The organism is Pseudomonas sp. E102, from assembly GCF_052660185.1.
In genome coordinates, this window is record NZ_CP084025.1 from 836,802 (window position 1) to 861,405 (window position 24,604).

At 61.7% G+C, this 24,604-nt stretch carries 17 protein-coding genes; 7 read left to right on the plus strand and 10 right to left on the minus strand.

The window, feature by feature from the left end; translation table 11 throughout:
* Positions 1-35 precede the first annotated feature (35 nt).
* A complete protein-coding gene (locus DOCECA_RS04035; RefSeq protein ID WP_445571482.1) occupies positions 36-6,401 on the plus strand; it encodes a retention module-containing protein in 6,366 nt (2,121 codons plus the stop codon).
* Between the two features lie 105 nt (positions 6,402-6,506).
* On the opposite strand, the gene DOCECA_RS04040 is transcribed toward DOCECA_RS04035, so the two are convergent.
* From DOCECA_RS04040 to DOCECA_RS04055, 4 genes are all read right to left on the minus strand, one after another.
* On the minus strand, positions 6,507-8,552 hold the full coding sequence (locus DOCECA_RS04040; RefSeq protein WP_445571483.1) for a hypothetical protein: 2,046 nt from the start codon (positions 8,550-8,552) through the stop codon (positions 6,507-6,509).
* Between the two features lie 266 nt (positions 8,553-8,818).
* Positions 8,819-9,259, minus strand: a complete 441-nt coding sequence (locus tag DOCECA_RS04045; protein WP_445571484.1) for a hypothetical protein — start codon at positions 9,257-9,259, stop codon at positions 8,819-8,821.
* A 156-nt stretch (positions 9,260-9,415) separates the two neighbouring features.
* A complete protein-coding gene (locus DOCECA_RS04050; protein WP_434562943.1) occupies positions 9,416-9,811 on the minus strand; it encodes a YbaN family protein in 396 nt (131 codons plus the stop codon).
* 8 nt (positions 9,812-9,819) lie between these two features.
* Positions 9,820-10,407, minus strand: a complete 588-nt coding sequence (locus DOCECA_RS04055) for a UPF0149 family protein (RefSeq protein ID WP_420767418.1) — start codon at positions 10,405-10,407, stop codon at positions 9,820-9,822.
* Between the two features lie 327 nt (positions 10,408-10,734).
* Here DOCECA_RS04055 and recQ point away from each other — a divergent pair, with 327 nt between their 5' ends.
* The 3 genes from recQ to DOCECA_RS04070 all read left to right on the plus strand — a co-directional run bounded on the left by recQ (position 10,735) and on the right by DOCECA_RS04070 (position 15,498).
* Entirely contained in the window at positions 10,735-12,861 is a 2,127-nt protein-coding gene (gene recQ / locus DOCECA_RS04060) for a DNA helicase RecQ (protein WP_434650288.1), read from the plus strand.
* Between the two features lie 117 nt (positions 12,862-12,978).
* Positions 12,979-13,413 carry a MarR family transcriptional regulator gene (locus tag DOCECA_RS04065; RefSeq protein WP_003199001.1) on the plus strand — a complete coding sequence of 145 codons (435 nt, stop codon included), beginning with the start codon at positions 12,979-12,981 and terminating at the stop codon, positions 13,411-13,413.
* 111 nt (positions 13,414-13,524) lie between these two features.
* A complete protein-coding gene (locus DOCECA_RS04070; protein WP_445571485.1) occupies positions 13,525-15,498 on the plus strand; it encodes a FimV/HubP family polar landmark protein in 1,974 nt (657 codons plus the stop codon).
* Between the two features lie 136 nt (positions 15,499-15,634).
* On the opposite strand, the gene DOCECA_RS04075 is transcribed toward DOCECA_RS04070, so the two are convergent.
* Positions 15,635-17,836 (minus strand): patatin-like phospholipase family protein, encoded by a 2,202-nt coding sequence (locus tag DOCECA_RS04075; RefSeq protein WP_420767415.1) that lies wholly within the window; start codon positions 17,834-17,836, stop codon positions 15,635-15,637.
* Between the two features lie 68 nt (positions 17,837-17,904).
* Here DOCECA_RS04075 and DOCECA_RS04080 point away from each other — a divergent pair, with 68 nt between their 5' ends.
* Complete coding sequence (locus tag DOCECA_RS04080) at positions 17,905-18,192, plus strand: SelT/SelW/SelH family protein (protein ID WP_420767414.1); 288 nt, start codon at positions 17,905-17,907, stop codon at positions 18,190-18,192.
* Between the two features lie 6 nt (positions 18,193-18,198).
* On the opposite strand, the gene DOCECA_RS04085 is transcribed toward DOCECA_RS04080, so the two are convergent.
* Positions 18,199-19,089: a DMT family transporter gene (locus DOCECA_RS04085; protein ID WP_420767413.1), complete on the minus strand. Its 891-nt coding sequence runs from the start codon at positions 19,087-19,089 to the stop codon at positions 18,199-18,201.
* A gap of 92 nt (positions 19,090-19,181) precedes the next feature.
* The gene (locus DOCECA_RS04090; protein ID WP_420767412.1) at positions 19,182-19,931 is read right to left on the minus strand and encodes a helix-turn-helix transcriptional regulator; all 750 of its coding nucleotides are present in this window, start codon (positions 19,929-19,931) and stop codon (positions 19,182-19,184) included.
* A gap of 136 nt (positions 19,932-20,067) precedes the next feature.
* Between DOCECA_RS04090 and DOCECA_RS04095 the strand changes: the two genes are divergently transcribed.
* Positions 20,068-20,886 (plus strand): UDP-2,3-diacylglucosamine diphosphatase, encoded by an 819-nt coding sequence (locus DOCECA_RS04095; RefSeq protein WP_420767411.1) that lies wholly within the window; start codon positions 20,068-20,070, stop codon positions 20,884-20,886.
* Positions 20,887-20,940: 54 nt separating this feature from the next.
* Here the strand turns inward: DOCECA_RS04095 and DOCECA_RS04100 are convergent, their stop codons facing one another.
* Both DOCECA_RS04100 and DOCECA_RS04105 read right to left on the minus strand, forming a co-directional pair.
* Positions 20,941-21,525 (minus strand): HD domain-containing protein, encoded by a 585-nt coding sequence (locus DOCECA_RS04100; protein ID WP_434562953.1) that lies wholly within the window; start codon positions 21,523-21,525, stop codon positions 20,941-20,943.
* 11 nt (positions 21,526-21,536) lie between these two features.
* Positions 21,537-21,848, minus strand: a complete 312-nt coding sequence (locus DOCECA_RS04105) for an Mpo1-like protein (protein WP_420767409.1) — start codon at positions 21,846-21,848, stop codon at positions 21,537-21,539.
* 199 nt (positions 21,849-22,047) lie between these two features.
* Between DOCECA_RS04105 and DOCECA_RS04110 the strand changes: the two genes are divergently transcribed.
* A complete protein-coding gene (locus tag DOCECA_RS04110; protein ID WP_434562955.1) occupies positions 22,048-23,103 on the plus strand; it encodes an AraC family transcriptional regulator in 1,056 nt (351 codons plus the stop codon).
* Here the strand turns inward: DOCECA_RS04110 and DOCECA_RS04115 are convergent.
* On the minus strand, positions 23,060-24,514 hold the full coding sequence (locus DOCECA_RS04115; protein WP_420767407.1) for a TrkH family potassium uptake protein: 1,455 nt from the start codon (positions 24,512-24,514) through the stop codon (positions 23,060-23,062). The genes DOCECA_RS04110 and DOCECA_RS04115 overlap by 44 nt on opposite strands.
* Positions 24,515-24,604: the final 90 nt, after the last annotated feature.

Here is a 24,604-nt window from a genome sequence, read left to right on the forward strand (position 1 = left end):
GGTGCCGACTGTGGTTGGCAGCGGAGGGAATGCACATGGCAGCGCTCATCGGTACCGTCAGCAAGGTGGTAGGGCAGGTTTTCGCACAGGACGTCGGCGGGCTGCGGCGTCCTCTGGTCGAAGGTGACCGGCTGTATGCCGGCGAGCACCTGGTCACCGGGGCCGAAGGCGCTGTCGCGGTGCAGTTGCAGAACGGCCATGAGCTGACCCTGGGTCGCGGCAGCGACTTGACCTTGACCCCACAATTGCTCGCCGATCAGCAGGCGCCGCGGGTGGACACGCCGCAAACGCCGACGCCCAGCGAGGCCCAACTGACCGATGTGCAGAAGCTGCAGCAAGCCATCGCGGCCGGCGCCGACCCGACCCAGACTGGCGAGGCCACGGCCGCCGGGGCCGAGGGCGGCAACCCCGGCGCAGTGGGCGGCGGGCACAGTTTTGTGTTGCTGGAAGAAGTCGGTGGACAGGTCGATCCACTGATCGGCTTCCCCACCGCAGGCTTCAATGGCATACCTGAATTTCCGCTGCTGGAGGTGGCGGCTGACCCGGATGGCGACGACGCAGCCGTTGCGCCGGTCATTCCTGAAACCCCAGACAACCCCATCACCCTCGATGGCCTGACCGTGGACGGTGGCGAATTGACCGCCAACGAGGCCAACCTCGCCGACGGCACCGCCAGTAATGCTGGTGCATTGGTGCAAAATGGCACCTTTACCATCTCGGCTCCCGACGGCCTGAGCAGCTTGAGCATCGGCGGCATCAGCGTCATCACCGGTGGCGTGCCCGCAGGTTTCCCGCAGTCCATCACTTCGGCCCTGGGCAACACGCTGACGATTACCGGATACGACCCCGCCACTGGCGTCGTCACCTACAGCTACACCTTGACCGACAACGAAGCGCATCCGGCGGGCGGTGGTGCCAACACCATCAGCGAGCAATTCCCGGTGGTGGCAATCGACACCGACGGTGATATCGCGAACGGGAGCCTGGACGTCAACATCACCGACGACGTGCCCCAGGCGATCGACGACAGCCACGCCAGTACCGCGTCGGAAACCCTCGTGAGCCTGACCGGCAACGTTTTGCCCAACGATCACCAAGGTGCGGACCGCATTCCCACCGGCCCTGACAGCGGGCCGATCATTGGCGGCACATTTACCGGCACCTACGGTACTTTGGTTCTCAATCCCAATGGCACCTACACCTACACGCTGAACACCAGCGATCCGCAGTTTGTCGCGTTACACGGCGGCGGCAGCGGCACGGAAACCTTCACCTACACCCTGACCGACGCCGATGGCGACACCAGCACCGCGAACCTGGTGCTGCAAGTCCACAACAACGACGACCCGGTGATCATCACCGGCCTGGATACCGATGGCGGCGAGCTCACGGTGCAGGAAAACAACCTCGACGACGGCAGCAGCCCGGACACGTCGGCGCTGACGCAAAACGGCACCTTCACCGTGACCGCGCTGGACGGCGTGCAGAGCCTGAGCGTTGGCGGCATCACCGTGGTCAGCGGTGGCGTGGCCGCCGGTTTTCCACAATCGATCACCACGGCGCTGGGCAATACCCTGACCGTGACCGGCTTCAACGCCGCCACGGGCGTGGTCAGCTATAGCTACACCTTGCTCGACAACGAAGCCCATCCCAACGCCAGCGGCACCAACAGCCTTGGCGAGCAATTTACCGTGGTGGTCACAGACGATAACGGCACCACGGCCACCGGCAACCTGGACGTGAATATCGTCGATGACGTGCCCAACGCCGTGGACGACAGCAACACCGGCACCGCGTCGGAAAGCAGCCTGACCCTCACCGGCAGCGTGCTGCCCAACGACACCCAAGGTGCCGATCAGGTGGCGTCCGATCCGATCACGCCCGGAACGTTCACCGGCACCTATGGCACCCTCGTCCTGAACGCCGATGGGTCCTACACCTACACACTCAATGCGTCCGATACCGATTTCAAAGGCCTGAATGGTGGCGGCAGCGGCACGGAAACCTTCACCTACACCCTGACCGACGCCGATGGCGACACCAGCACCGCGAACCTGGTGCTGCAAGTCCACAACAACGACGACCCGGTGATCATCACCGGCCTGGATACCGATGGCGGCGAGCTCACGGTCCAGGAAAACAACCTCGACGACGGCAGCAGCCCGGACACGTCGGCGCTGACGCAAAACGGCACCTTCACCGTGACCGCGCTGGACGGCGTGCAGAGCCTGAGCGTCGGCGGCATCACCGTGGTCAGCGGTGGCGTGGCCGCCGGTTTTCCACAATCGATCACCACGGCGCTGGGCAATACCCTGACCGTGACCGGCTTCAACGCCGCCACGGGCGTGGTCAGCTACAGCTACACCTTGCTCGACAACGAAGCCCATCCCAACGCCAGCGGCGCCAACAGCCTGGGCGAGCAATTTACCGTGGTGGTCACGGACGATAACGGGACCACGGCCACCGGCAACCTGGACGTGAACATTGTCGATGACTTGCCTACCGCTCATGCCGACTCCGCCTCGGTGGATGAGGGCGGGACGGTCAGCGGCAACGTTCTCAACAACGATGAGGGCGGTGCCGATGGGCCTGCGGCAAGCGGCGCGGTGATCGGCGTTCGCGCCGGCAGCGATACCTCGACCTCGGCCGTCGGCGGCCTCAATACCCAGATCAACGGCAGCTATGGTTACCTGACCCTGGACGCCAATGGCAACGCTGTGTACCACAGCAATCCGAATGCCGTCAGCGCACCGGGTGCCACCGACGTGTTCACCTACACCGTGCGCGACGCCGACGGTGACGAAAGCACCACCACCATCACCATCGACGTGCATAACAGCTGCCTTGTCGCCGCACCGGATGATGAAGTCAGCGTGCGTGAAAGTGCGCTCGACCTGAACCAGGACGGCCAGGACCTGGCTCCCGGCACCGTCACCGGTAGCCTGCCGAACGCCACCAGCGAAACCGCCAGCGGCAGCCTGCTGGACTCGGTGACCGGTGCCGTTGGCGCCGTCACGTTCGCCCTGGTCGGCAATGCCACCGGCGCCCACGGTCAACTATTGCTCAACCCGGACGGTTCCTACACCTACACCCTGACGTCGCCCGCCACGACAACGCCCGCCGCCAACGATGGCCCGAATGAACTGAGTGAAAGCTTTACCTATCAGGCCACGGATGCACTCGGCAACACCGTCACCAGCACCATCGTCATCAATATTGTCGACGATGTGCCCAAGGCGCATTGCGATACCGCAGCGGTGGTGGAGGGCGGGACGGTCAGCGGCAACGTTTTGCACAACGACGTGCTTGGTGCCGACGGTGGCACGGTGGTTGGCGTGCGCGCTGGCAACGACACCTCAAGCCCCGCCAACGGCGGCCTCAATACGCAGATCAATGGCGCTTATGGCTACCTGACGCTGGATGCCAACGGCAATGCGGTCTATCACAGCAATCCGGACTCCGTCGGCGCGCCAGGTGCAACTGATGTGTTCACCTACACCGTGCGCGACGGTGACGGCGATGAAAGCACCACAACCATCACCATCGATGTGCACAACAGTTGCCTGGTTGCCGAGACCGACCATGACATCACCGTCTACGAAAAGGCCCTGGACCTGAAACAGGACGGCCAGGACCTGGCGCCCGGCACCACGACCGGCAGCGAGCCAGGCTCCACCAGCGAAACCGCGACTGGCTCCCTGGTAGGCTCGGTCACTGGCGCAACCGGAGCCGTCACGTTCGCCCTGGTGGGTGATGCCAACGGCGCCCACGGCCAATTGTCGCTCAACCCCAATGGTTCCTACACCTATACGCTGACGTCTGCGGCGGCAACGTCGCCCAATGCCAACAATGGCCCGAACGTATTGACCGAGAACTTCACCTATCAGGCTACTGACGCCCTGGGCAACAGCACCACCGGCAACCTGGTGGTCAGCATCGTCGATGACGTACCCAAGGCTGTCGCGTCCGAGCGTTCGGTCACGGCGACCGAGATCGACTCTAACCTGCTGATCGTGCTCGACGTCTCCGGCAGCATGAAAGATGCCTCCGGTGTCCCGGGGCTTTCGCGAATGGACCTGGCCAAGCAGGCGGTCAGCGCCTTGCTCGACAAATACGACGACATGGGCGACGTGAAAGTCCAACTGGTGACCTTCAGCGGCAGCGCCACCGACCAGAGTGCCGTCTGGGTGGACGTTGCAACGGCCAAGACGCTGATCGCCGCGCTGAAAGCGCACGGTGACACCAATTACGACGCGGCGGTGGCCACGGCCCAGACTGCGTTCGCAACCTCCGGCAAACTGGTTGGCGCACAAAACGTTGGCTACTTCTTTTCAGACGGCAAGCCGACCTTGGGCGAAATCGGCTCGGCGGACGAGGTCGCGTGGAAAGCCTTTCTCGATGCCAATGGCATCAAGAACTACGCCATCGGACTGGGCAGCGGCGCGAGAAACATCAATCTCGATCCGCTGGCCCACGACGGCAGCACCCACACCGACACGAACGCGGTCGTGGTCACCGACCTGAACCAGCTCAACTCGGTGCTTTCCGGTACCGTGCAGGGCGTGCCGGTCACCGGCAGCCTGCTCGGGGAGGGCGGTTCGTTCGGCGCCGACGGCGGATTTGTCAAAAGCCTCCTGGTGGACGGCACGACCTACAGCTACAACCCGGACGCCAACGGTGGCCAGGGAGCACTGACTGCCAGCGGTGGAACCAATCATGGGGTCTTCAATACGGCGACCAACACGGTCAGCATCGCCACCGGCCACGACGGCACTCTGGTGGTGAACCTCGACACCGGGGCGTTCAGCTACACCTCCCAGACCACCACCGGTACGTTGATCACCGAGAACATCGGCTACACCCTCAGTGATAACGATGGCGACCTGGCCAGCTCCAACCTGGTCATCAAGGTCCAACCCAACAGCCCGCCGGTGGCGATCGATGACAACGTCATAACCAACGTGCTGTCGGGCAATATCGTAGTCCCCGGTGAGCTGTTGCTGGGCAACGACAGCGACGCCAATGGCGACCCGCTTACCGCGTCGCCGACCAGTTTCAACACAGGCTGGGTTGCCAAGGGCGCGGACTTCACCGGCAGCACCGGCACCGCAAGCTTCGCCGGCAACAACGTCCAGTCGATCAACCTGAACCGCAGCGCCTTCGTCGCCAATGCCGCGAGCATGACAGCGGTGCTGGTGGTCAGTGGCGCGCTGGGGGCGGTGTCGAACAGCAACGCCAACGATGAAGACCGGCTCAACATCAGCCTGAAGCAGGGCGAAACCCTCAAACTGGATCACAACCTGGCCGCGGGCCGCATCGCCATGGAGTACTCCTTGAATGGCGGGCCCTTCATCGCGATCAGCGACGGTGCCTCGTTCACGGCGGCGGCGACTGGCAATTACCAGATCCATGTGACCAACATTCCCAATCCTGGCAATGGCAATGGCTCGGAAAACTACCAGCTGACCCTGACGGTCAACTACGCGGGCGCTCAAAACAGCACGCCGGATTTCCATGGCACCTACACCGCCAGCGACAACCACGGTGGCAGCGATAGCGCCGGGGTAGGCATCAGCTATCAAGCCGGTCACACCCTGACGGGGACGGCGGGCGACGACGTGCTGCTGGCCGGCAATGGCGACAACGTGCTGAACGCCGGCGGTGGTGACGATGTTCTCAGCGCGGGCACTGGCAATAACGCCATGCACGGTGGGGCAGGGGATGATGTGCTCTACAGCGGCGTCGGCAACGACCTGCTCGACGGCGGCACCGGCAACGATACCGCCAGCTATGCCCATGCCACGGCAGGCGTCACCGTGAACCTCGGCCTGCTGGCCGCGCAAAACACCCTCGGGGCCGGGACCGACACCCTGGCCGGCATCGAAAACCTCGTTGGCTCGAATTTCAACGACACCCTCACGGGTGACGGCTCGGGCAATCGCATCGATGGCGGCCTTGGCCATGACGTGCTCAACGGCGGGGGCGGCGACGACATTTTGATTGGCGGCCTGGGCAATAACATCCTCAGCGGCGGCAGCGGCGCGGACACCTTCCAATGGCAGGCTGGCAACAGCGGCCACGACGTCATCACCGACTTCACCCCGGGCCTGGACAAACTCGACCTGTCCCAACTGCTACTGGGCGAAAACGGCAGCGCGGCGTCCCTGGACGACTACCTGCACTTCACCGTTACCGGAACCGGCGCATCGGTCGTGACCAGCATCGACGTCAGCAGCACCGCGGGCGCCACGCCGAACCAGACCATCGACCTGGCCGGCATCGATCTTGCCAGCCATTACGGGGTGACGCCGGGATCGGGTGGAATGATTGGCGGGGCTGATACGGCGACGATCATCAACGGAATGCTCAATGATCATTCGTTGAAGGTGGACACGGTTTGAGCTGAAACGAAGTGGGCAGCACCCGGCGAAATGCCGGGTGCTGCCTGGCGCTTTGGACTCAAGCATGACGAACCCTGTCAGGCCTCGTTCAGCGTTTCCTGCCGGTCAAGCGTCCACCACGCTGTCCTGGAGGATGACCTGGTACCGATACGTCCCCGACGCATCGAGCCAGGTGGCGAGAATGGCGTTGGGATTAGAGGCTACGGTCAGGGTGTCGTCTTCCGGAGCGGGATCCTCGCCAAATACTGTTTCGGCATCCGTCTGCTGCAGGATTACTTTCCATTGATAGACCGAACCCTCGCGCCAGGTCACGAGTGTGGCGGTAGCCCCCTCGACCTGGTGATGTCCATCAGGAATAGGGATCTGAGAATCGCCTTGATCGTCGCCGATGGCGCCGGGCTGACGCACTTGCAACGTTGCCTCATCGACCAACTGGCCGATGCCGTCGAAGACTTGGCCGGAGGTCGCCAACTGCCGGGCCAGTGTCTTGCTGTTCGGCAGGGCTTCTTTGTTCAGCCAGGTCAGCGCGATGTATTGATAAGCGCCAACGGTTCGAGAACTGGCCGTCGATATGATGTAGCCGACGCCTCGATAGAGTGGGAGCTGGTTAGTCGTGTCCCAGGTACCGTACCAAGTTAATCGATAGTAACGATCTGGCCCGGCGACGGCACCGTAATAAACCGCGGAACGCCAATCAGCGGGGAACACATAACGGGCGTCGAGGGCTGTGAACTGAGTGCCCGGCGAAGGGGCTATCGCCCCGGAAACACTTCGCCGCCACCTTTCTGCGTTATCACCGCTAATACGGTGCGTGGAAAAAACCCACACCCAAGCCTGGTTGATGGTCACGGTGTAGGCAAGGCTGGCTCCGGTGCTGTCGGTGACGCGGATATCGGTGGTCCCTGCGCGTGCGATAAAGACTCGGCCATCAGCGGCGTTCACCGAAGCGACACTGGGATTGCTGGAGGTGTAGCTGTACGGAGGACTCCCATTGGAGGCTTGCCGCTGCACGTCCGAGAAATCCGGCCTGAACGGATGCGCTTCGGATGCGGTGGTCACGTGCACCGGTTGGGTGAATCTTACCGGGCTGGTATCGATCGTCAGGGCCATAGTCACCGTAAGGTGGCGTACATTCGAGTACACATTTGTGGGGTGGTAAAGGGATTTGGCATAAAGACGACGTCTTCCTGCGGGGACGGTGATGGCCAAGGTCCAAAGGCCGGTTGCTGCATCTGCGGTTGCAGTCCCCTTGGAAACGGCGCTGGACCCACTACCGTCGTATACCTCGATTTGCTTTCCTTTGCTTGCCTGCCCCGAGAGCGTCAAGGCGGTGCTGGTGGTGCTGCCTTCGTCGGGAATGTCCTGGCCGGCGGGGTCTTTTACGCTGTCGAGGGTAGGGGTGATCAACGCAACTTCAAGATGAATATCCAGGCGCCTGGTCTTCGACTCGTTGGCATTGCCCAATTGGTCGGTGACGGTGAATCGCAGCGGCGTGGCGGGGTTGTCCCCCGCCTGCCTGAACGTGTCGGTGAACAACGTATGCGCAACCGGCTGGGGAACATCCGCCACGTCGAATGGGACGGTCACGTTGCCCACAAAAAAATCGATATGGTCGTAGTTTCGGCGGTTGGTATAAGTGAATCCGAACTCCACCCCTTGCTCCGCCTTATCGAAGCTGACGCCGTCGCTAATAACGTCAAGTGGAATGACTAGATCCGCGCTGAGTGATGGGTCACCCGGCGATTGCAGGTGATAGAGAACGTTCAGCGGTCGAGAGAGCTCTTCGTTGTTCCCAACGCGGGTGACTTTATAGTGCAGTTTGTTCACCCCTTCATTCAATCTCCCAGGAGTGACATGCAATGGGATGCGTTCTTGCTCCTGCCCTGGCAGAACGGTATGGCCATCAACGGGGGTCGGCCCGTCATTGACGTATAAATCGACTCGATCAAACGCGGCCATTGTCCAGGAACGACCGATGAGTTCGGCCCATGGGTCAACCACGCATAGCAGTCCGTCGGACGATGACTCGTAAAGCTTCTTGGGCACTCCGCCATTTGCGATGCCTGCTGGTTTCACCGGACTTATCCAACCCGGAATGACCACAGGATATAGTTCAAACAGCTGGTTTAAGGCAGGGGATCGGATATCCATGGCGATTTTCCCAAGAGCAGAACGGGCGAATGCCCATTGACGTATGGGCTATCAAACTCCCAGCCGACAGCGCCGGCTACTGTCAGAGTCGACAGGTATGGGCAGGTTTTGGATGAGCGGTAGGGAGCTGGGAGGGGTGACGTTTTTCGCAGGCTTGGTGGGCGAAGTTTGAAGCTGGACACGGTTTAAGCTGAGCCGAATAGACAACACCCGGCGAAATGTCGGGTGTGGTCTATTCAGCCACGGGAGGGCTCTGCTGGAACGGGTCATGCTATGAGTTCACGCACCAACAAGTTGAGTACCGATGAGTATTCATATTCCCGCGTGCCGGCGCGCCACAAGGTATAGCTCACCCTGACACGTCGGCCCATGTTCGGCATGACAAATTCTGTCCCCACCGCGAACCGCACCGGACAGCCTTCGAAGACGTCGGAGACGGTCAATTTGCTGCTGGTACACCCCAACGAATCTTCCCCAAGCCAATAGCACCTAAGAATGTCGTTGCGAGCCATTTGCGGATATTCGATCAGCACGTGAACGACTTCGAACTCTTTGCCAGGGTCGAACACATCCGGCGGGGAGGCCTCTTCCAACCTGGGGCAGGGCAACGTGGCACGCACGGTAGGGGGCAGCCGTTTGGCTGCATGGCGGGCGCGAGGCGATACTTGATTGGCGTAGGAACCGAGTGGGAAGGAAATGTCGGGCATGACCACGCTCCTTGGGGCGACGCTATGGTTGAAGCATGACGAAATGATGACATTGAGCCTCGACCGTGGCGCGCTGGCTACTGTCAAGGTTGACAGGTCGGCAGCGATTCGCGACGAAAGGTGCAGAACCTTTGCGACGCTACGCGACCTTCTGCATCAGGGCCGGCGCAGCGTTTTTTGCCGGAGTATGTAAACCGTCACCAGCACCGCGCTGGTCAGCATGAAGACCCGCGCCCACGGCAATGGCACCAGGTAGCACGAGAGCAGGATGCTTACCCACATCAAGCCGATGGCGTAGACCTTGCCCTTGAGCGGGATGCCGTTGCCGCTGAGGTAGTCGCCGATCCACGGGCCGAGGCGGGGATGTTCCACCAGCCATTGGTAGAAGCGCGGCGAACTGCGAGCGAAACAGGCAGCGGCCAGGAGGAGGAAGGGGGTGGTGGGGAGAACGGGAATGAAGATGCCGATGACCCCCAGCACCACGCTCAGCCAGCCGACGGCCAGCAGAGCGTAACGCAGGATCAGCGGGCGCTTGCCGATAGGGGCGCGCACCCGGTGACTCAGTGGTGGCGAGGCTTGAGAATCGCCGGCTTCTCGTCCGGTGCGTTGCACAGCAGGTACAGGGCCGTCAGTGCTTCCGGGATCTGCACGATCATGTCGTCCATCAGGTTCGCGTCCTTGGCAATGTCTTCGAACTCCGGTTGCTCGTCGAACAGGCCGGAACCGACCATGATCGGCAGCAGCATTTCGCTGACTTCTTCCTCGGCGGTTTCGAACCAGGCGGCTTCGCGCAGGAACACGCCTTCCATGAAACCGATGCACCAGCCGCGCAGTTCCGAATCGTCCGGGTCGTCGCCCAGGTCCAGCTCGCACGGCAACTCGAATTCCTCATCGGAAGCCAGTTGACGCGCGATGTGGGCCTTGAGGCCCACCAGCGTGGCTTCGATTTCAGCGCGCTGGGCTTCGTCGGCGTAGTGCGGTTCTTCGGCGAACAGGGCGTCGATCCACTCACGATCGGGCACCGATTCCGCGCAGATCGACAGGGCAGTCAGATAGCCATGAGCGGCCACGTAATCCAGCGCCTCTTCGTGCAGCTCATCGGCGTCGAGGAAGACTTGCAGGCGGGTCAGTTGCTCAGCGAAGGACATTACGGGCTACCTTGGGGAATAAACAATGCGGGAATTCTAGGCCTTCTTAAGCGCTCAGGCCAGCCGCGTGGTGGATTTGCCTCTTCGTTGGCCGGGCATGACTCAATGTCAGGGCGATCTGTGGCAGGTCTGGGCCTGGTCCAACACTCGCCGCTAGCGCCTCTTGTCAGCAACCCCCTTCGCAACGAAGCCCTCGGGTATACTGCCGCGTTTTGTGATGCCCTGCGGCGTCCCGCCGGTTCGAAACGCCCACTTACGATTTGTCGGTGCAGTCTTTTGGATTCTGAACCAGCCTTGCAGGGATGTTTTGGTGATTTTGGAGTTTCTATGCTCGAACAGGCTCAACGCGTTCTCAAGGACATCTTCGGCTACGACAGTTTCCGTGGCCGCCAGGGTGCCATTATTGAGCGCGTGGCCAGCGGTGGCGATGCCCTGGTGCTCATGCCCACCGGCGGTGGCAAGTCCTTGTGTTTCCAGGTGCCCGCGCTGCTGCGCAATGGTCTGGCGGTGGTGGTTTCGCCGCTGATCGCTTTGATGGATGACCAGGTCGCCACGCTTGAAGAGCTGGGTGTCGCCGCCGCATCGCTCAATTCCACCTTGAGCGCCGAGCAGCAGCGGGACCTGGCGGCGCGCATCAAGCGTGGCGAGGTGAAAATGCTGTACCTGGCGCCGGAGCGCCTCGTGCAGCCGCGCATGCTGGCTTTTCTACAGGGCTTGGAAATAGCCCTGTTCGCCATCGACGAAGCTCACTGCGTGTCCCAATGGGGTCATGATTTCCGTCGCGAATACCTGCAGTTGGGACAACTGGCGGAGCTGTTTCCCGATGTACCGCGGATCGCGCTGACGGCCACCGCCGACAAGCGTACCCGTGAAGAAATCATTGAGCGGCTGCATCTACAAGACGCCGAGCGATTCCTCTCCAGTTTCGACCGCCCGAATATTTTCTATCGCATCGTGCCCAAGGAGCAGCCACGCAAGCAGTTGCTGGCGTTCCTCGCGGAGCGGCGCAGCGACGCGGGCATTGTCTATTGCCTGTCGCGCAAGAAAGTCGAGGAGGTGGCGGCGTTCCTCAGCGAACAAGGTTTCCCGGCATTGCCCTATCATGCGGGGCTACCCAATGACTTGCGGGCCTATCACCAGAAGCGCTTTCTCAACGAAGAAGGCTTGATCATGGTCGCCACCGTGGCGTTCGGCATGGGCATCGACAAGCCCAACGTGCGTTTCGTCGCTCATCTTGACTTGCCCAAGTCCCTCGAGGCCTATTACCAGGAAACCGGGCGTGCCGGTCGTGACGGCTTGCCGGCGGATGCCTGGATGGCCTACGGCCTGCAAGACGTGGTGATGCTCAAGCAGATGCTGCAGAACTCGGAGGGCGATGAACGTCACAAGCGGTTGGAGCAGCACAAGCTCGACGCGATGCTTTCACTGTGCGAAGAAACCCGCTGCCGACGCCAGACCCTGCTCGCCTATTTCGACGAAGACATGCCCCAGCCTTGCGGGCACTGTGACAACTGCGTCGATGGAGTGGAGACCTGGGACGCCACCGAGCCTGCCCGCCAGGCACTCTCGACGATCTATCGCACGGGCCAGCGTTATGGCGTGGGGCATCTGGTCGATGTGCTGCTGGGCAAGGACAACGAGAAAGTCCGTGGCTTCGGTCATCAGCACTTGTCAGTGTTTGGCGTGGGCAAGGCCCGCAGCGAAAGCGAATGGCGGTCATTGTTCCGGCAACTGGTGGCCCGCGGGCTGGTGGACATCGACCTGGAAGGCTACGGCGGCTTACGCCTGAGCCCGAGTTGCCGCCCCTTGCTCAAGGGTGAGGTCACCCTGGAGCTGCGCCGCGACCTCAAGCCCGCGACAGCGGTCAAGAGCAGCAAGAGCCAGGCCAGCCAACTGGTGCGCGGCGAAGAGCGCGATCAGTGGGAAGCCTTGCGCGCCCTGCGTCGCAAGCTGGCCGAGGAACACGGTGTACCGCCGTATGTCATCTTTCCCGATTCCACTTTGCTGGAAATGCTCCGCAGCCAACCGACTTCCCTGGCGGAAATGGCCCGGGTCAGTGGTGTCGGCGCGCGCAAGCTGGAGCGTTATGGCGAGGCCTTCCTCCAGGTGTTGGGAGGCGAAGCCGAGACACCGCCAGCGGTGGCCGATGTACGCCACGAACTCATCACCTTGGCTCGAGCCGGCATGACCCCGCTGCAGATTGCCGGACAGTTGCAATGCTCGGAAAAGAACGTCTACACGATGCTGGCCGAGGCCATTGGCGAGCAACAACTGTCCCTGGAGCAGGCGCTGGATCTGCCTGAAGAATTGATGGGCGAGGTTCAGGATGCGTTTCTCGATGGGGAGGGCGAGTTGCCTCCCGTATCGGAAGTTGCCGCGTTGTTTGTAGGACGTGTCCCAGAAGGAGTTTTGTATTGCGTCAGGGCTGCATTGCAATCGGAATTTGAAGTCTGATCAGCCAGTTACATTCCTTTAACGATTCACTACAGTGCGAGCCTTGCCTGAACCTCAAGCTCATGCTTAGCTGACTAATAATTAGTATTTCTCTATTTCAGATTTGATGAGTTTTTTATGCCTTTGACCGATCAACACCGTTTTGGCATGCAGTTGGCGCAAATGTCCCGAGGCTGGCGCGCCGAACTGGATCGTCGTCTCGCCGGACTGGGCCTGTCCCAGGCGCGCTGGCTGGTGCTGCTGCACCTGGCCCGTTTCGAGCAGGCGCCGACCCAACGCGAGTTGGCCCAGAGTGTCGCCGTCGAAGGCCCGACCTTGGCCCGCTTGCTCGATAGCCTGGAAACCCAGGGGCTGGTGCAACGCCAAGCCGTGGCCGAAGACCGTCGGGCCAAGAAAATCGTGCTGTGCGCCCCGGCGTTACCGCTGATCGAACAAATCGAAACCATTGCCACGCAGTTGCGCCGGGAGTTGTTCGAGGGCGTCGATGAAGCGGACATGCGGGTTTGCATGCGGGTTCACGGCACGATCCTGGCCAACCTTGAAAAATCCTGAGGCATATCCCTGGCATCCGACTTTTGAGATTCGACGGTTAGCGAACTATAACCAGTACTAAGCGATCGTATTGGAAGCGTTTCGCATAGGTCGTTGATCAAAGGGATACCCATGCTTGAAAGTTTGCAGTCCACGTTGCGCAGTTGGATCAACGTGTCGGTCGTCGTGGGTGTCCTGGGATTTCCAGCCCTGGCGTCGGCGCTGGGGCTGGGTGAGATCACGCTCCATTCCGCCCTGAACCAGCCGTTGCGCGCCGATATCGCCTTGGTTGACGCGGCGGGCCTCAGCGAGGGCGACCTGTCCGCCAGCCTGGCGGGGGCGGAGGATTTCAGTCGTGCGGGCGTGGAGCGGGTATTCTTCCTCAATAATTTGCGCTTTACCCCCGTGCTGCGTGGCGGGCGCAGTTTCATTCGGGTGACGTCCAGCAAACCGGTGGAGGAGCCGTTTCTCAACTTTCTGGTGCAGCTCAATCAGCCCAACGGGCGTTTGTTGCGCGAATACACCGTGTTGATCGATCCACCGGGCGCGCCCGGCATAGCTCCGTCTGTTGATGAACCTTCCGCCCCGGCCGAGACAAAGGCAGCCATCAAGGCGCCTCCGGCCACACAGGGCAAACGCTACACCGTGGTGCAGGGCGACAACCCTTGGATCATCGCCAAGCGCCTGCACGATGCGGGCAGCAATGCATCGGTCAATGAACTGATGCAGGGGATTGAGGCCTTGAACCCCGGCAGCGAGCGACTTTCCATCGGCCAACGCTTGTTGCTTCCCGATTCGGCCATCCTGCCTGCTCCAGCCCAAAGTCCTGTCAGCCCGGCTCCCGCCGCGCCCGACAACAATGCCGAGCAATTGGCAGCCAGTGTGCTGCAAGGCCAGCAGCAACAGCAGACTATCGAACAACTGCAAGCCAGGATCCAGGCTCAGGACCAGGAAATCGCCGCTCAACGCCAGCAGATCAGCGATCTCCAAGCGCAACTGACCCAGGCATCGTCACCTGAGATCACCTCGGAACTTGCTCCGGAACCTGCCGAATCAACCGAACCCGCCGAAGCCTTGCCGATGGACGAGACAGCACCAGCGACGCAAACCGAAGGCGTCGACTGGTTGTGGGTAGGGGGATTGGTGGGGCTGGTTGGGTTGCTTGCGCTTTTGCTGTTCCTTCGTCACCGTCAACAACAAGAACTGACAAGGCCTGTGCCATTGGCCGAGCGTCCGGACCTGGCCCTGGATGACGACACCGAAACCTATGCCGAGAGTGCCGACAAAGAGCATCCCGAGGTCGCCTCGTCGTTCAACAATGGCGATGCGCCTTTGGGAGACGTGCTCGAGGGCGTTGGGATCTACCTGACGTATGGCCGTTTCACTGAAGCTGCGGGGCTGCTGCGTGCGGCACTGCTGGCCGAGCCGGACCGTACCGACCTGGGCCTGAAGTTGCTGGATGTATTAGGCAAGCAGGGCGATGTGATCGGCTTCCAGGCCCAGGAGAGCCATTTATCGGCCCAGGGCGTCGATCGCCAGGCACTGGAAGACGTCCGCAAACGTTACCCCAGGGTCACCCTCGTTAATGCTGCGACGCAAACGCCGACAGAACCTCAGGCACCAGTGCCCGCGCCGAAACCTGTGGCCGCGCCCAGCGATGAGTTCGAGTTGAACCTGGATGGACTTTCCCTGGAGAACAGCTGGGACCTGGCCGATGACCAACGGGCATCCCCAGAGCCCCCAAAACCGCCGGCCGCTGCTGCCGATACGCTGACCCTATCGGGCTTCGATGAGACGGACCTGCAATGGGGCGCGCCGTTGGAAACGGAGTCGTTGGACGATGATTTCCTCGATGGGTTTGCCGATGAGGAGCAAGCGCTGGAGTTGGAGCCAGCGCCCGTTGAACCCGAATTCGAATCCCTCTCCCTCGAACCTGTCTCCTTCGAACCGCACACATCGGAGCACTCGGAGAAACTCGAAGAAGCCCAGAATTGCATCGACGAGGGCGATCTGAAGAGCGCCATCACGTTGCTGGAAGAGCTGCTGCAAGAGGGCGATGAACCGCTCAGGGAAACCGCCCGGGTTTTGCTCGCCGGGATTCGCTGAGACGATTGCAAGGCCGACGGGAATCCTGTGTGGGGGCGAGCCTGCTCGGGATGACAGGTGTGTATTCACGACCAGTGCAAGCCGGTCTACCGCTTTCGCGAGCAGGCTCGCTCCCACAAGGTAGGGGCTGTGTTCTTTAGAACGTCTGCCCCAGGTTCAAATACACCGCCTGCTCATCGTCGTCATTTACGCCATAGCTGAAGTTCAAGGGGCCCAGCGGCGTGTCGAAACCCAGGAAAATACTGGCGGCGTTGATGTAGCCACTGTCGAACTCGTTGTCGTTGTTCCAGGCCCGACCACGCTCCAGCGAGCCGCCGATATACAGCGGGAAATCCAACGGCAGGTAGGCCCGAGGCGTGAGCCTGCGGTAATACACGGCGCGCATCAGGCTCATGTTCTGGCCGGATATCCCGTCCTCGCGAAAGCCTGATAATTGCCGAGCGCCGCCGAGGACAAAACTGGAGGTCACTACTTCGGCGGTATCGAGGGTGCGGCCGTAGCGACCGCCCAGGATGAACGTATCCGGGCCGCTGCTCAGGGCCTTGTCCAGTTTGAATTCCCATTGGCGGTAGCGCTGGTCCGAGCCCAGGCCCGGTTCGTACTGACGCCAGGACAAACCGATGTCTTCGCCTTCGTGGGGGAAGTACACGTTGTCCAGGGAGTCGAAGGAATACTTGAGCTCGTAAAAGCCCTCATTGAAATTCTCGCTGGGCTGGTCGTGGTCGCCGATGCGCACGTCGGCCTTGCCCCAGGCCTGGCCGACACCGAAGCGGATCTCCCCGCTGTTGCCGATCTGGCGACCCAGGTTCAGACCAAAGCCATAGCGCTCGACCCTGTACTGGGCCACCGGATCGTTGTCGAGGATCGAATCGACGTTGCGCGATTCGAACCGTCCATAGGGCGCGACGAAGTAGCGCGAGCCGACATCCAGCGGTTGGTAGAACTCGCTGTACAGCTCCTGTTTGTCGCCGATCTGCGCCCGGGTCAGCCATTCCGCACCCAGTCGATTGATGCCGTTGACCCGATAGCTGGCGCCAAGGTTGAAGGCGCTGTCGCCGCGCATGTCGTCCGACAGGCTCAGGCCCACGCGCAGGTAATCGGTGCCGGTGCGTCTGCCCCGGGCATTGATCACCAGCGTGTTGTCCGCGCCCTTGTGTACGACGCGGTATTGCACCTGCTCGAAATAATCCAGGCCGTACAGCGTGCCCATGTCGGTCTGCAGGCGCCCCAGGTCCAGCGGCTCGCCGATCTTCTGGCGAATGTAATAGCGGATCACGTCGTCACCGACTTTCGAATCGTTTTCCACCCGGATCGCGGTGATGACCGGGGTGCGCTCGCTCGGGGTGCGCGCCGCCAGCAGTTCGGCGTCGGCCGGCTCGGCGGGACGCAAGTGCGCCAGGCGCGTTTGGAGTATCCGTGTGGCGCGGTAACCGGCATCGACTATTTCCTGCGCTCGTCCGAAGTCGGTGGAACCGAAGCTTGCCAGGGCCGGTTGGATCAACACGTCATCTTTCCCCAACGTGGCCAATTGCTCTTCGGAGTTGCGCCGGGTCATCAGCGTCGTTGACTGATTCAACACGTCCACCACCGTGACCAGTTGCTTGCGGGTGCGCAGTGGGGTGCCGATATCAACGACGATGGCCACGTCCACCCCCATTTCCCGAGCCACATCCAAAGGGATGTTGTCGGTCATGCCACCGTCCACCAGAAGGCGGCCGTCCAGCTCCACCGGCGCAAACACGGCCGGGATCGACATGCTGGCGCGGATGACCTTGGGCAGGTGGCCCTTGCGAAACACGACTTTTTCACCGGTGGCGATGTCGGTCGCCACGGCGCGGAAGGGGATTGGCAGTTTGTCGAAGTCCCGGGTATCACTGGCGTGGGCCAGGAGGCTTTCGAGCAGCAGGGCCAGGTTCTGTCCCTGGATCACTCCCAGCGGCAGGCCGAGGCTGCCGTCGTCGCGAAAGCTCAGTTTCTGCTTGACCAGGAAATCCCGGTCATCCTGCTTGCGCCTGAAGGGTACGTCCTTGCGCGGCGGGGCATCGGACAGGGCTTGTTGCCAATCAATGCCCAGGGCGAGTTTTTCCAGCTCGTCGATCTTGTAGCCCGAGGCATAGAGGCCGCCGATCACCGCGCCCATGCTGGTGCCGGCGATGGCGTCGATCTTGATGCCTTGTTCCTCCAGGGCTTTGAGCACGCCGATGTGGGCCAGGCCACGAGCCGCGCCGCCGGACAGTACCAGGCCGATCTTCGGGCGCGATGTTTCGACGGCGGGCTCGTTGGCCTGGCCGAGCAGGGGCAATAGCAAAAGTAGCAGGCAAGGCAGCAGGCGGCGCATCGTCAATTCCGGGTAGGCAATCAAAGGCGAGTAGTATAACGACGCCTTTGCAACCAGGAGTTGATCCCATGACCGCGCAGAAACCGGAAATCGTCATCACTTATTGCACACAGTGCCAATGGCTGCTGCGTGCCGCCTGGTTGGCCCAGGAACTGCTAAGCACGTTCGGCGACGACCTCGGCAAGGTGTCCCTGGTGCCAGGCACCGGTGGGGTTTTCCACATTGGCTGCGATGGTACCCAGATCTGGGAGCGCAAGGCGGATGGAGGTTTTCCCGAGGCCAAGGTGCTCAAGCAGCGGGTCCGCGACCAGATCGACCCGGAGCGCGACCTGGGGCACAACGACAGAATCCAGTGACCGGGCTCAGTGAGACGGGGCCTGGGCGCCGGCGCTGGATTTCTTTGTGCCGTCCAGCTGGCTCGACACCACGATCGCAACGATGATCAGCGCGCCACCGAGCAACATGCGCAGGGTCGGGTCTTCGTCGAACAGCAGCCAGGCGATGGTGATGCCGTAGACCGGCTCCATGGCGAACACCACCGCGGCGGTGCGGGCCTTGATCACCGCGAGGCTGGCGACGAACAGGCTATGGGCCAGGCCGGTGCAGAACACCCCGAGCAGGCCGATCCACAACCAGTCGAGCGGACGAACGTCGGCCAATTGCGGCGCGGCCATTGGCAACAGGCAGAGTCCGACCACGACGTTCTGGCACAGCGCGGCCTGCACCGGGGGCACGTGTCCGGAACCGGCGCGATTGGTCAGTGATAACAACGAGAACAACAGCCCCGAGGCCACCGCCCAGAGCAGCCCGGTGGTAGCGCCGCTCGCCAGGTCGAAGGTTGGCGTGACCAACACCAGGCCGACGCTCACCAGCACCACCAAGAGGATTTCGTTGGCGCGGATGCGCTCGCGGAAAATCAGCCCTTCAAGCAGCACCGTAAAAGCCGGAAAACTGGCGAATCCCAGGGTGGCGATCGCAACGCCGGCGACTTTCACCGAAATGAAAAAACTCACCCAGTGCCCGGTGAGCAACAGCCCGCCAAGCAGCAACCTGCGCAGGTCCCGGCCCCGCAGCTTTTCCCAGCGGGTAGGGCTGGCGAACCGGGCAAACGCCGCCAGCGCCAGCACGGCGAACACCGCGCGACCAAACACGATGACGGCCGGCGAGGCTGCGGCGAGCTTACCGAACACGCCGGTGAGGCCGAACATGAGTGCGCCGATGTGCAGGGCGCCGAGGGCGGTACGGGGTGTCATTGCAATCCTTGTTCAACGGTGGGACGTTCGGCTATTAAGCCCGCTGCCAAGCGCCTTCGTCTGTCGCGATCCTAGCGATTTTTAGCGCGAGACTAGCGCGGTTGCCGGAGCTTGCCCGGCGGGACGCCGAATTCGCGCTGCACGGCTGCGGCAAAAGCGCTTTGCGAGCTGTAGCCAACGCGATGGGCGATCTCGCCGATCGCCAACTGCGAGTCACGCAGCAGCTCAAGTGCCTTGTGCAAGCGGCGGCTGCGGATGTATTCCATCGGTGTCTGGCCGCATTCGGCGACGAAACGGGCATGCAGGCGAGCACTGGAAAGCCCTGCGACTTGCGCCAGGTCCGCTACCTGTAGCGGATAAGCGGCATATTGGTCGATGTGAGCGTTGAGCGCCGCGTAGGGCAGGCGCCGGCCACCGGTGGTTTCCAAACGCCCGCCGTTGAGGCTGGCCAGCAACAGTACCGCGCCTTGCTGTGCAATCACCGGGTCGTCCACCGGGCTGCCCGCCAACCAACTGACCAGTTGGCTTTGCCCCGCATCCAGGGGCAGGCGGGTATTGTTGTCGAGTAATCGGCGGCTGGCATCGGCATGGTCGCCCAGGCATTGCCCGATCCATTCATCATCCGGCACGTCCAGCACCAGGCAACGGCTGCCCCGTGGGCTGCCGCACGCATGATGAGCACCGGCCGGTACCACCACGAAACTCTGCTGCACCACCTGGCTGCCACGCCCTTCGACTTCGAAGTCCAGCGCGCCAGACAACCCGAACACCAGTTGCGCGTGGTCGTGGCTGTGGACAATCAGATCGTGGCTGTAGTGGCGTAGCGTGAGGATCGGTCTCATCGCAGTCTCCCTTGTCAGGCGGCCAGTCTACACCGAGGGCGCGGCGCCCCGCGCTGTCATGTAATCGACTTATTGCTGTCACGGAGCATTAACCGCTCGGGTGCACTGTGGTGAAAACGATCAGAGGGTTGCCCCCATGACCAGCGCCGAGCTCGCCAGGCCCAGCCGCAAGCAACGTGTACGCACCCTGTGGATTTCCGATGTGCACCTGGGCACTCGGGATTGCCAGGCCGAACACCTGTCGCACTTCCTCAAGGGTTACCACGCCGACAAGGTCTATCTGGTGGGCGATATCATCGACGGCTGGAAACTGCGCAGCGGCATGTATTGGCCCCAGGCCCATACCAATGTCATTCGCCGCCTGCTGACCATGAGCAAGCGCGGCACCGAGGTGATCTATGTCACCGGCAACCATGACGAATTCCTGCGGCGTTATTCGAAGCTGATACTGGGCAATATCCAGTTGGTGGACGAAGCGGTGCACGTCACCGCCGACGGCCGGCACCTGCTGGTGATCCATGGCGATCAGTTCGATGTCATCACCCGTTACCACCGTTGGTTGGCGTTCCTTGGGGATTGGGCCTACGAATTCACCCTGACGCTGAACCGTTGGCTCAACCATTGGCGGGCCCGTTACGGCTACGGCTATTGGTCGCTGTCGGCGTACCTCAAGCACAAGGTCAAGACCGCCGTCAGTTTTATCAGCGATTTCGAAGAAGCCATCGCCCATGAATGCGTGAAGCGTGAGTTGCACGGGGTGGTCTGCGGGCACATCCACCATGCCGAGATTCGCAAGGTGGGCGAGGTGGAATACCTTAACTGCGGCGACTGGGTCGAATCCTGCACGGCGCTGATCGAACATTGGGATGGGACGATCGAGCTGTATCGGTTGGCGGACGCCCAGGCGCGGGAGGCGCTGCTCAAGGCTGAATTGAAAGTGGCTGAGCCTGCCTAGAGCGCCGGCCTGTCTATCCACCCACTTAGAACCTGTGGCTGCGTCTGCAAGAATTCAGGGCTGTTCGGCCATCGCCGCCTTGTAGATGGATTGCTTCGGCGCGGCGAACACCCTTTCCAGCATCGGCTCGAAGAAGCTCAACGGCAGCGTGTCGTATTCGGGATCGAACGCCGCGGCGTCGTATTTCGCACAGAAGTCGATGGTCGCCTGGTACTGAGGATGTTCGCAGAATTGCTCGCGCAAATGCCGGTCCATGCCCAAATGATGGAAAAAGTAGTAGCCCTGGAAAATCCCGTGTTTTTCCACCATCCACAGGTTTTCGGCGCTGACGAACGGCTTGAGGATCGCCGCGGCGATGTCCGGGTGATTGTAGGTGCCCAACGTATCGCCGATGTCATGAAGCAGGGCGCAGACCACGTACTCCTCGTCCCGCCCGTCGCGGTAGGCGCGCGTGGCGGTTTGCAGGGAATGGGTCATGCGATCCACCGGGAACCCGCCAAAATCGCCGTCGAGCAATTTCAAATGGGCGAGAACCCGACTCGGCAGCTGCCGCGCATAGGCGCTGAAGTCGGCCGCGATGATTGCCCAGTCTTCCTGGGTCCCGTCCTGCATGTGGGTGAAGCGTGCGTGAGAATTCATCGACAGCCCTCCTAGAACGCGACTTTGCCCAGCAGCATGTCGCGGTACATGACAAAGTCACCGAGCAGGCTGTAAAGGGGATGTTGGAAAGTGGCAGGACGGTTTTTCTCGAAGAAAAAATGCCCGACCCAGGCGAAACCGTAGCCCGCCACCGGCAGGGCGACCCACAGCCACCAGGCACCGACCACCAGCGCCGTGGCGAAAACCAGCAGGACCAGGGAGGTGCCGATGAAGTGCAAGCGTCGGCAGGTGCTGTTGCGGTGTTCGCTGAGGTAGTACGGATAAAATTCGGCGAAGGTGTTGAATCGTTTAGTGTTTTCCAAGACTGCGGGCTCTTTGGTTATTGTTCTGGCGACCGGTGTTTCATGCCTCATGACCAAGTCTAGAGCGGTCATTCGCAACGGCCAGTGACAATCAGCGCCACTCTAGTGTCCTGTCTTACAAATACTGTTCGTATGACAGGACACTGATATCCTCCGCAAATCCAGCCGTACCGTGCGGCTCGTCATGCAAGTAAACGTCATGAGCGAACGAACCACTTCTTCAAGCTGGGCGATGGGGATTGTCAAGGCGTTGGAAATGGACGGCCTGGACTGTCGGGCGCTGTTCAAGCAACTGGGGCTGGATTTCGAGGCGCTGGACGATCCTGATGCGCGCTTTCCCCAGGATTCGATGACACGGCTCTGGCAGCTTGCGGTGGAGCAGTCGGGCAATCCGGCCATCGGCTTGAACATGGGCAAGGTGGTGCGCCCGGCATCGTTCCATGTGGTCGGTTACGCGTTGATGTCCAGTCGGACGCTGGCCGAAGGGTTCCGCCGGTTGGTGCGTTATCAACGAATCATTGCCGAAAGCGCCGACTTGAGCTTCCGCCATTTGGATGAAGGGTATGGGCTGATCCTGACGGTACACGGCGACCACCTTCCGCCCACCCGGCAAAGTGCCGAAGCGTCCCTGGCTTGCGCGCTGGCCTTGTGCAGTTGGCTGACCGGGCGCACTTTGCATCCGGTGAAAGTGCTGTTCCAAGGCAACGAACCCGTTGACGTTGCACCTTATCGACAGGCCTTCGGCGCGCCGCTGGTTTTTGACGCACCCTACGATGCGCTGATTTTCCAGCAGGACGACATGGAAACACCACTGCCCACGGCCAACGAGGCCATGGCGCTGTTGCACGACCGGTTCGCGGGGGAATACCTGGCGCGGTTTTCAGGCAGCCGCGTGACTCACCAGGCGCGGCAAGTGCTGTGCCGGTTGCTGCCCCAGGGCGAGCCCAAGCGTGACGTGGTGGCGCAGACGCTGCACTTGTCCCAGCGCACCTTGCAGCGGCGCTTGCAGGAAGAGGGCACCAGTTTCCAGAGTTTGCTGGACGACACCCGACGCGAACTGGCCGAGCAATACCTGGCGCAACCCAGCATGACCTTGCTGGAAGTCGCCTACTTGCTCGGGTTTGCCGATCCGAGCAATTTTTTCCGGGCCTTCCGCCGTTGGTTCGGTACCACGCCCGGCGACTATCGGGCGCGGGGCGTGGCCAAGCCGGTCAGTGACGCCAGAACGCAGGAATACACAGCACGAACACCGTGATGATCTCCAGCCGGCCCAGCAACATGCCGCCCGAGAGGATCCACTTGGCCGCGTCCGGCAGCGGCGCGAAGTTGCCGGCCGGGCCGATTGTCTCGCCGAGCCCAGGGCCGACGCCGGACACGGTACTGGCCGCGCCGGTCAACGCTGTCATCCATTCCACGCCCAACAGCGACAACAGCAGGGCGATCACGCAGATGGTGATGGCGAAGAAGAACGAGAAGGTCAGGATCGAACGCACGATTTCTTCATCGAGGCGATGGCCGTTGTATTTCTGCTTGATCACCGCACGCGGGTGGATCAGTTGGTTAAGGTTGGCCCGAAGCAGGATGTAGGCGACCTGGAAGCGGAAAATCTTGATTCCGCCGGCGGTCGAGCCCGAGCAGCCGCCGACGAAACCCAGGTAGAAGAACAGCATCAGTGAAAAATTGCCCCAGAGGCTGTAGTCGCCCAGGGCGAAACCGGTGGTGGTGACGATGGACGTCACGTTCAGCGCCACATGCCGCAGCGCGTCGAGCCAATGCAGGTCGGTGGTCGCCCAATACCAGGTGCCAAGCACCAGCCAGGTGACCAGCAGCACGCCGATAAGCCCCTGGACTTGCTGGTCCTTGATCAGCGCCCGGCGATTGCCCCGCAGCGTCGAGACATACAAGGCGAACGGCAGGCTGCCGAGGATCATGATCACAATAGTGACCCAATGCACCGCTGGCTGGGTCCATTTGGCCAGGGACAGGTCCGAGGTGGAAAAACCACCGGTGGAAATCGCCGACATCGAATGGTTGATCGCATCGAACAGGCTCATCCCGGCCCACCAGAGCGCCAGCGTGCCGAGAACCGTAATGCCCACATAGGACGCCACGATCAGCCGCGCCACCATGTGCGAGCGGGGCATGACCTTTTCCGAGCGGTCGGACGACTCGGTCTGGAACAGCCGCATGCCGCCGATGCGCAACAGCGGCAGGATCGCCACGGCCATGCCGATAAAGCCGATGCCGCCAAGCCAGTGCAACAGCGATCGCCACATCAGGATTCCGGGCGACATCGTGTCCAGGCCGCTCAACACCGTCGCGCCGGTGGCGGTAATGCCTGACATGCTTTCGAAGAACGAATCGGTGTAGCTGATGTGCTGGGTCAACAGGAAGGGGAGCGCGGCAAACACACACACCACCAACCAACTGCTGACGGTCAAAAGGTACATGTCCCGGGGCCGAAGATGGACGTGCTCGGGGCGTCCGGGAAGAATCAGTGCCAGGCCGGCGACAAAAGTAATCATGCTTGACCAGAGGAACGATGGCAGGTCGCCGGTGCGCTCGTAGACCAGCAACGTGGCCATCGGCACGACCATGAAGATCGCCAGGGTGATCAGGAAGATGCCGATGATGAAACCAATGATCCGCAGGGTCGGCAACGCCATGAAGTCCGCTCGGTCTGAAAGAGGAAAGGGCGCCATTCTACCTGCGACAAGCGGCGTGTAAACCGGCGTCCGGCGTTGCCTGTCTCTGAA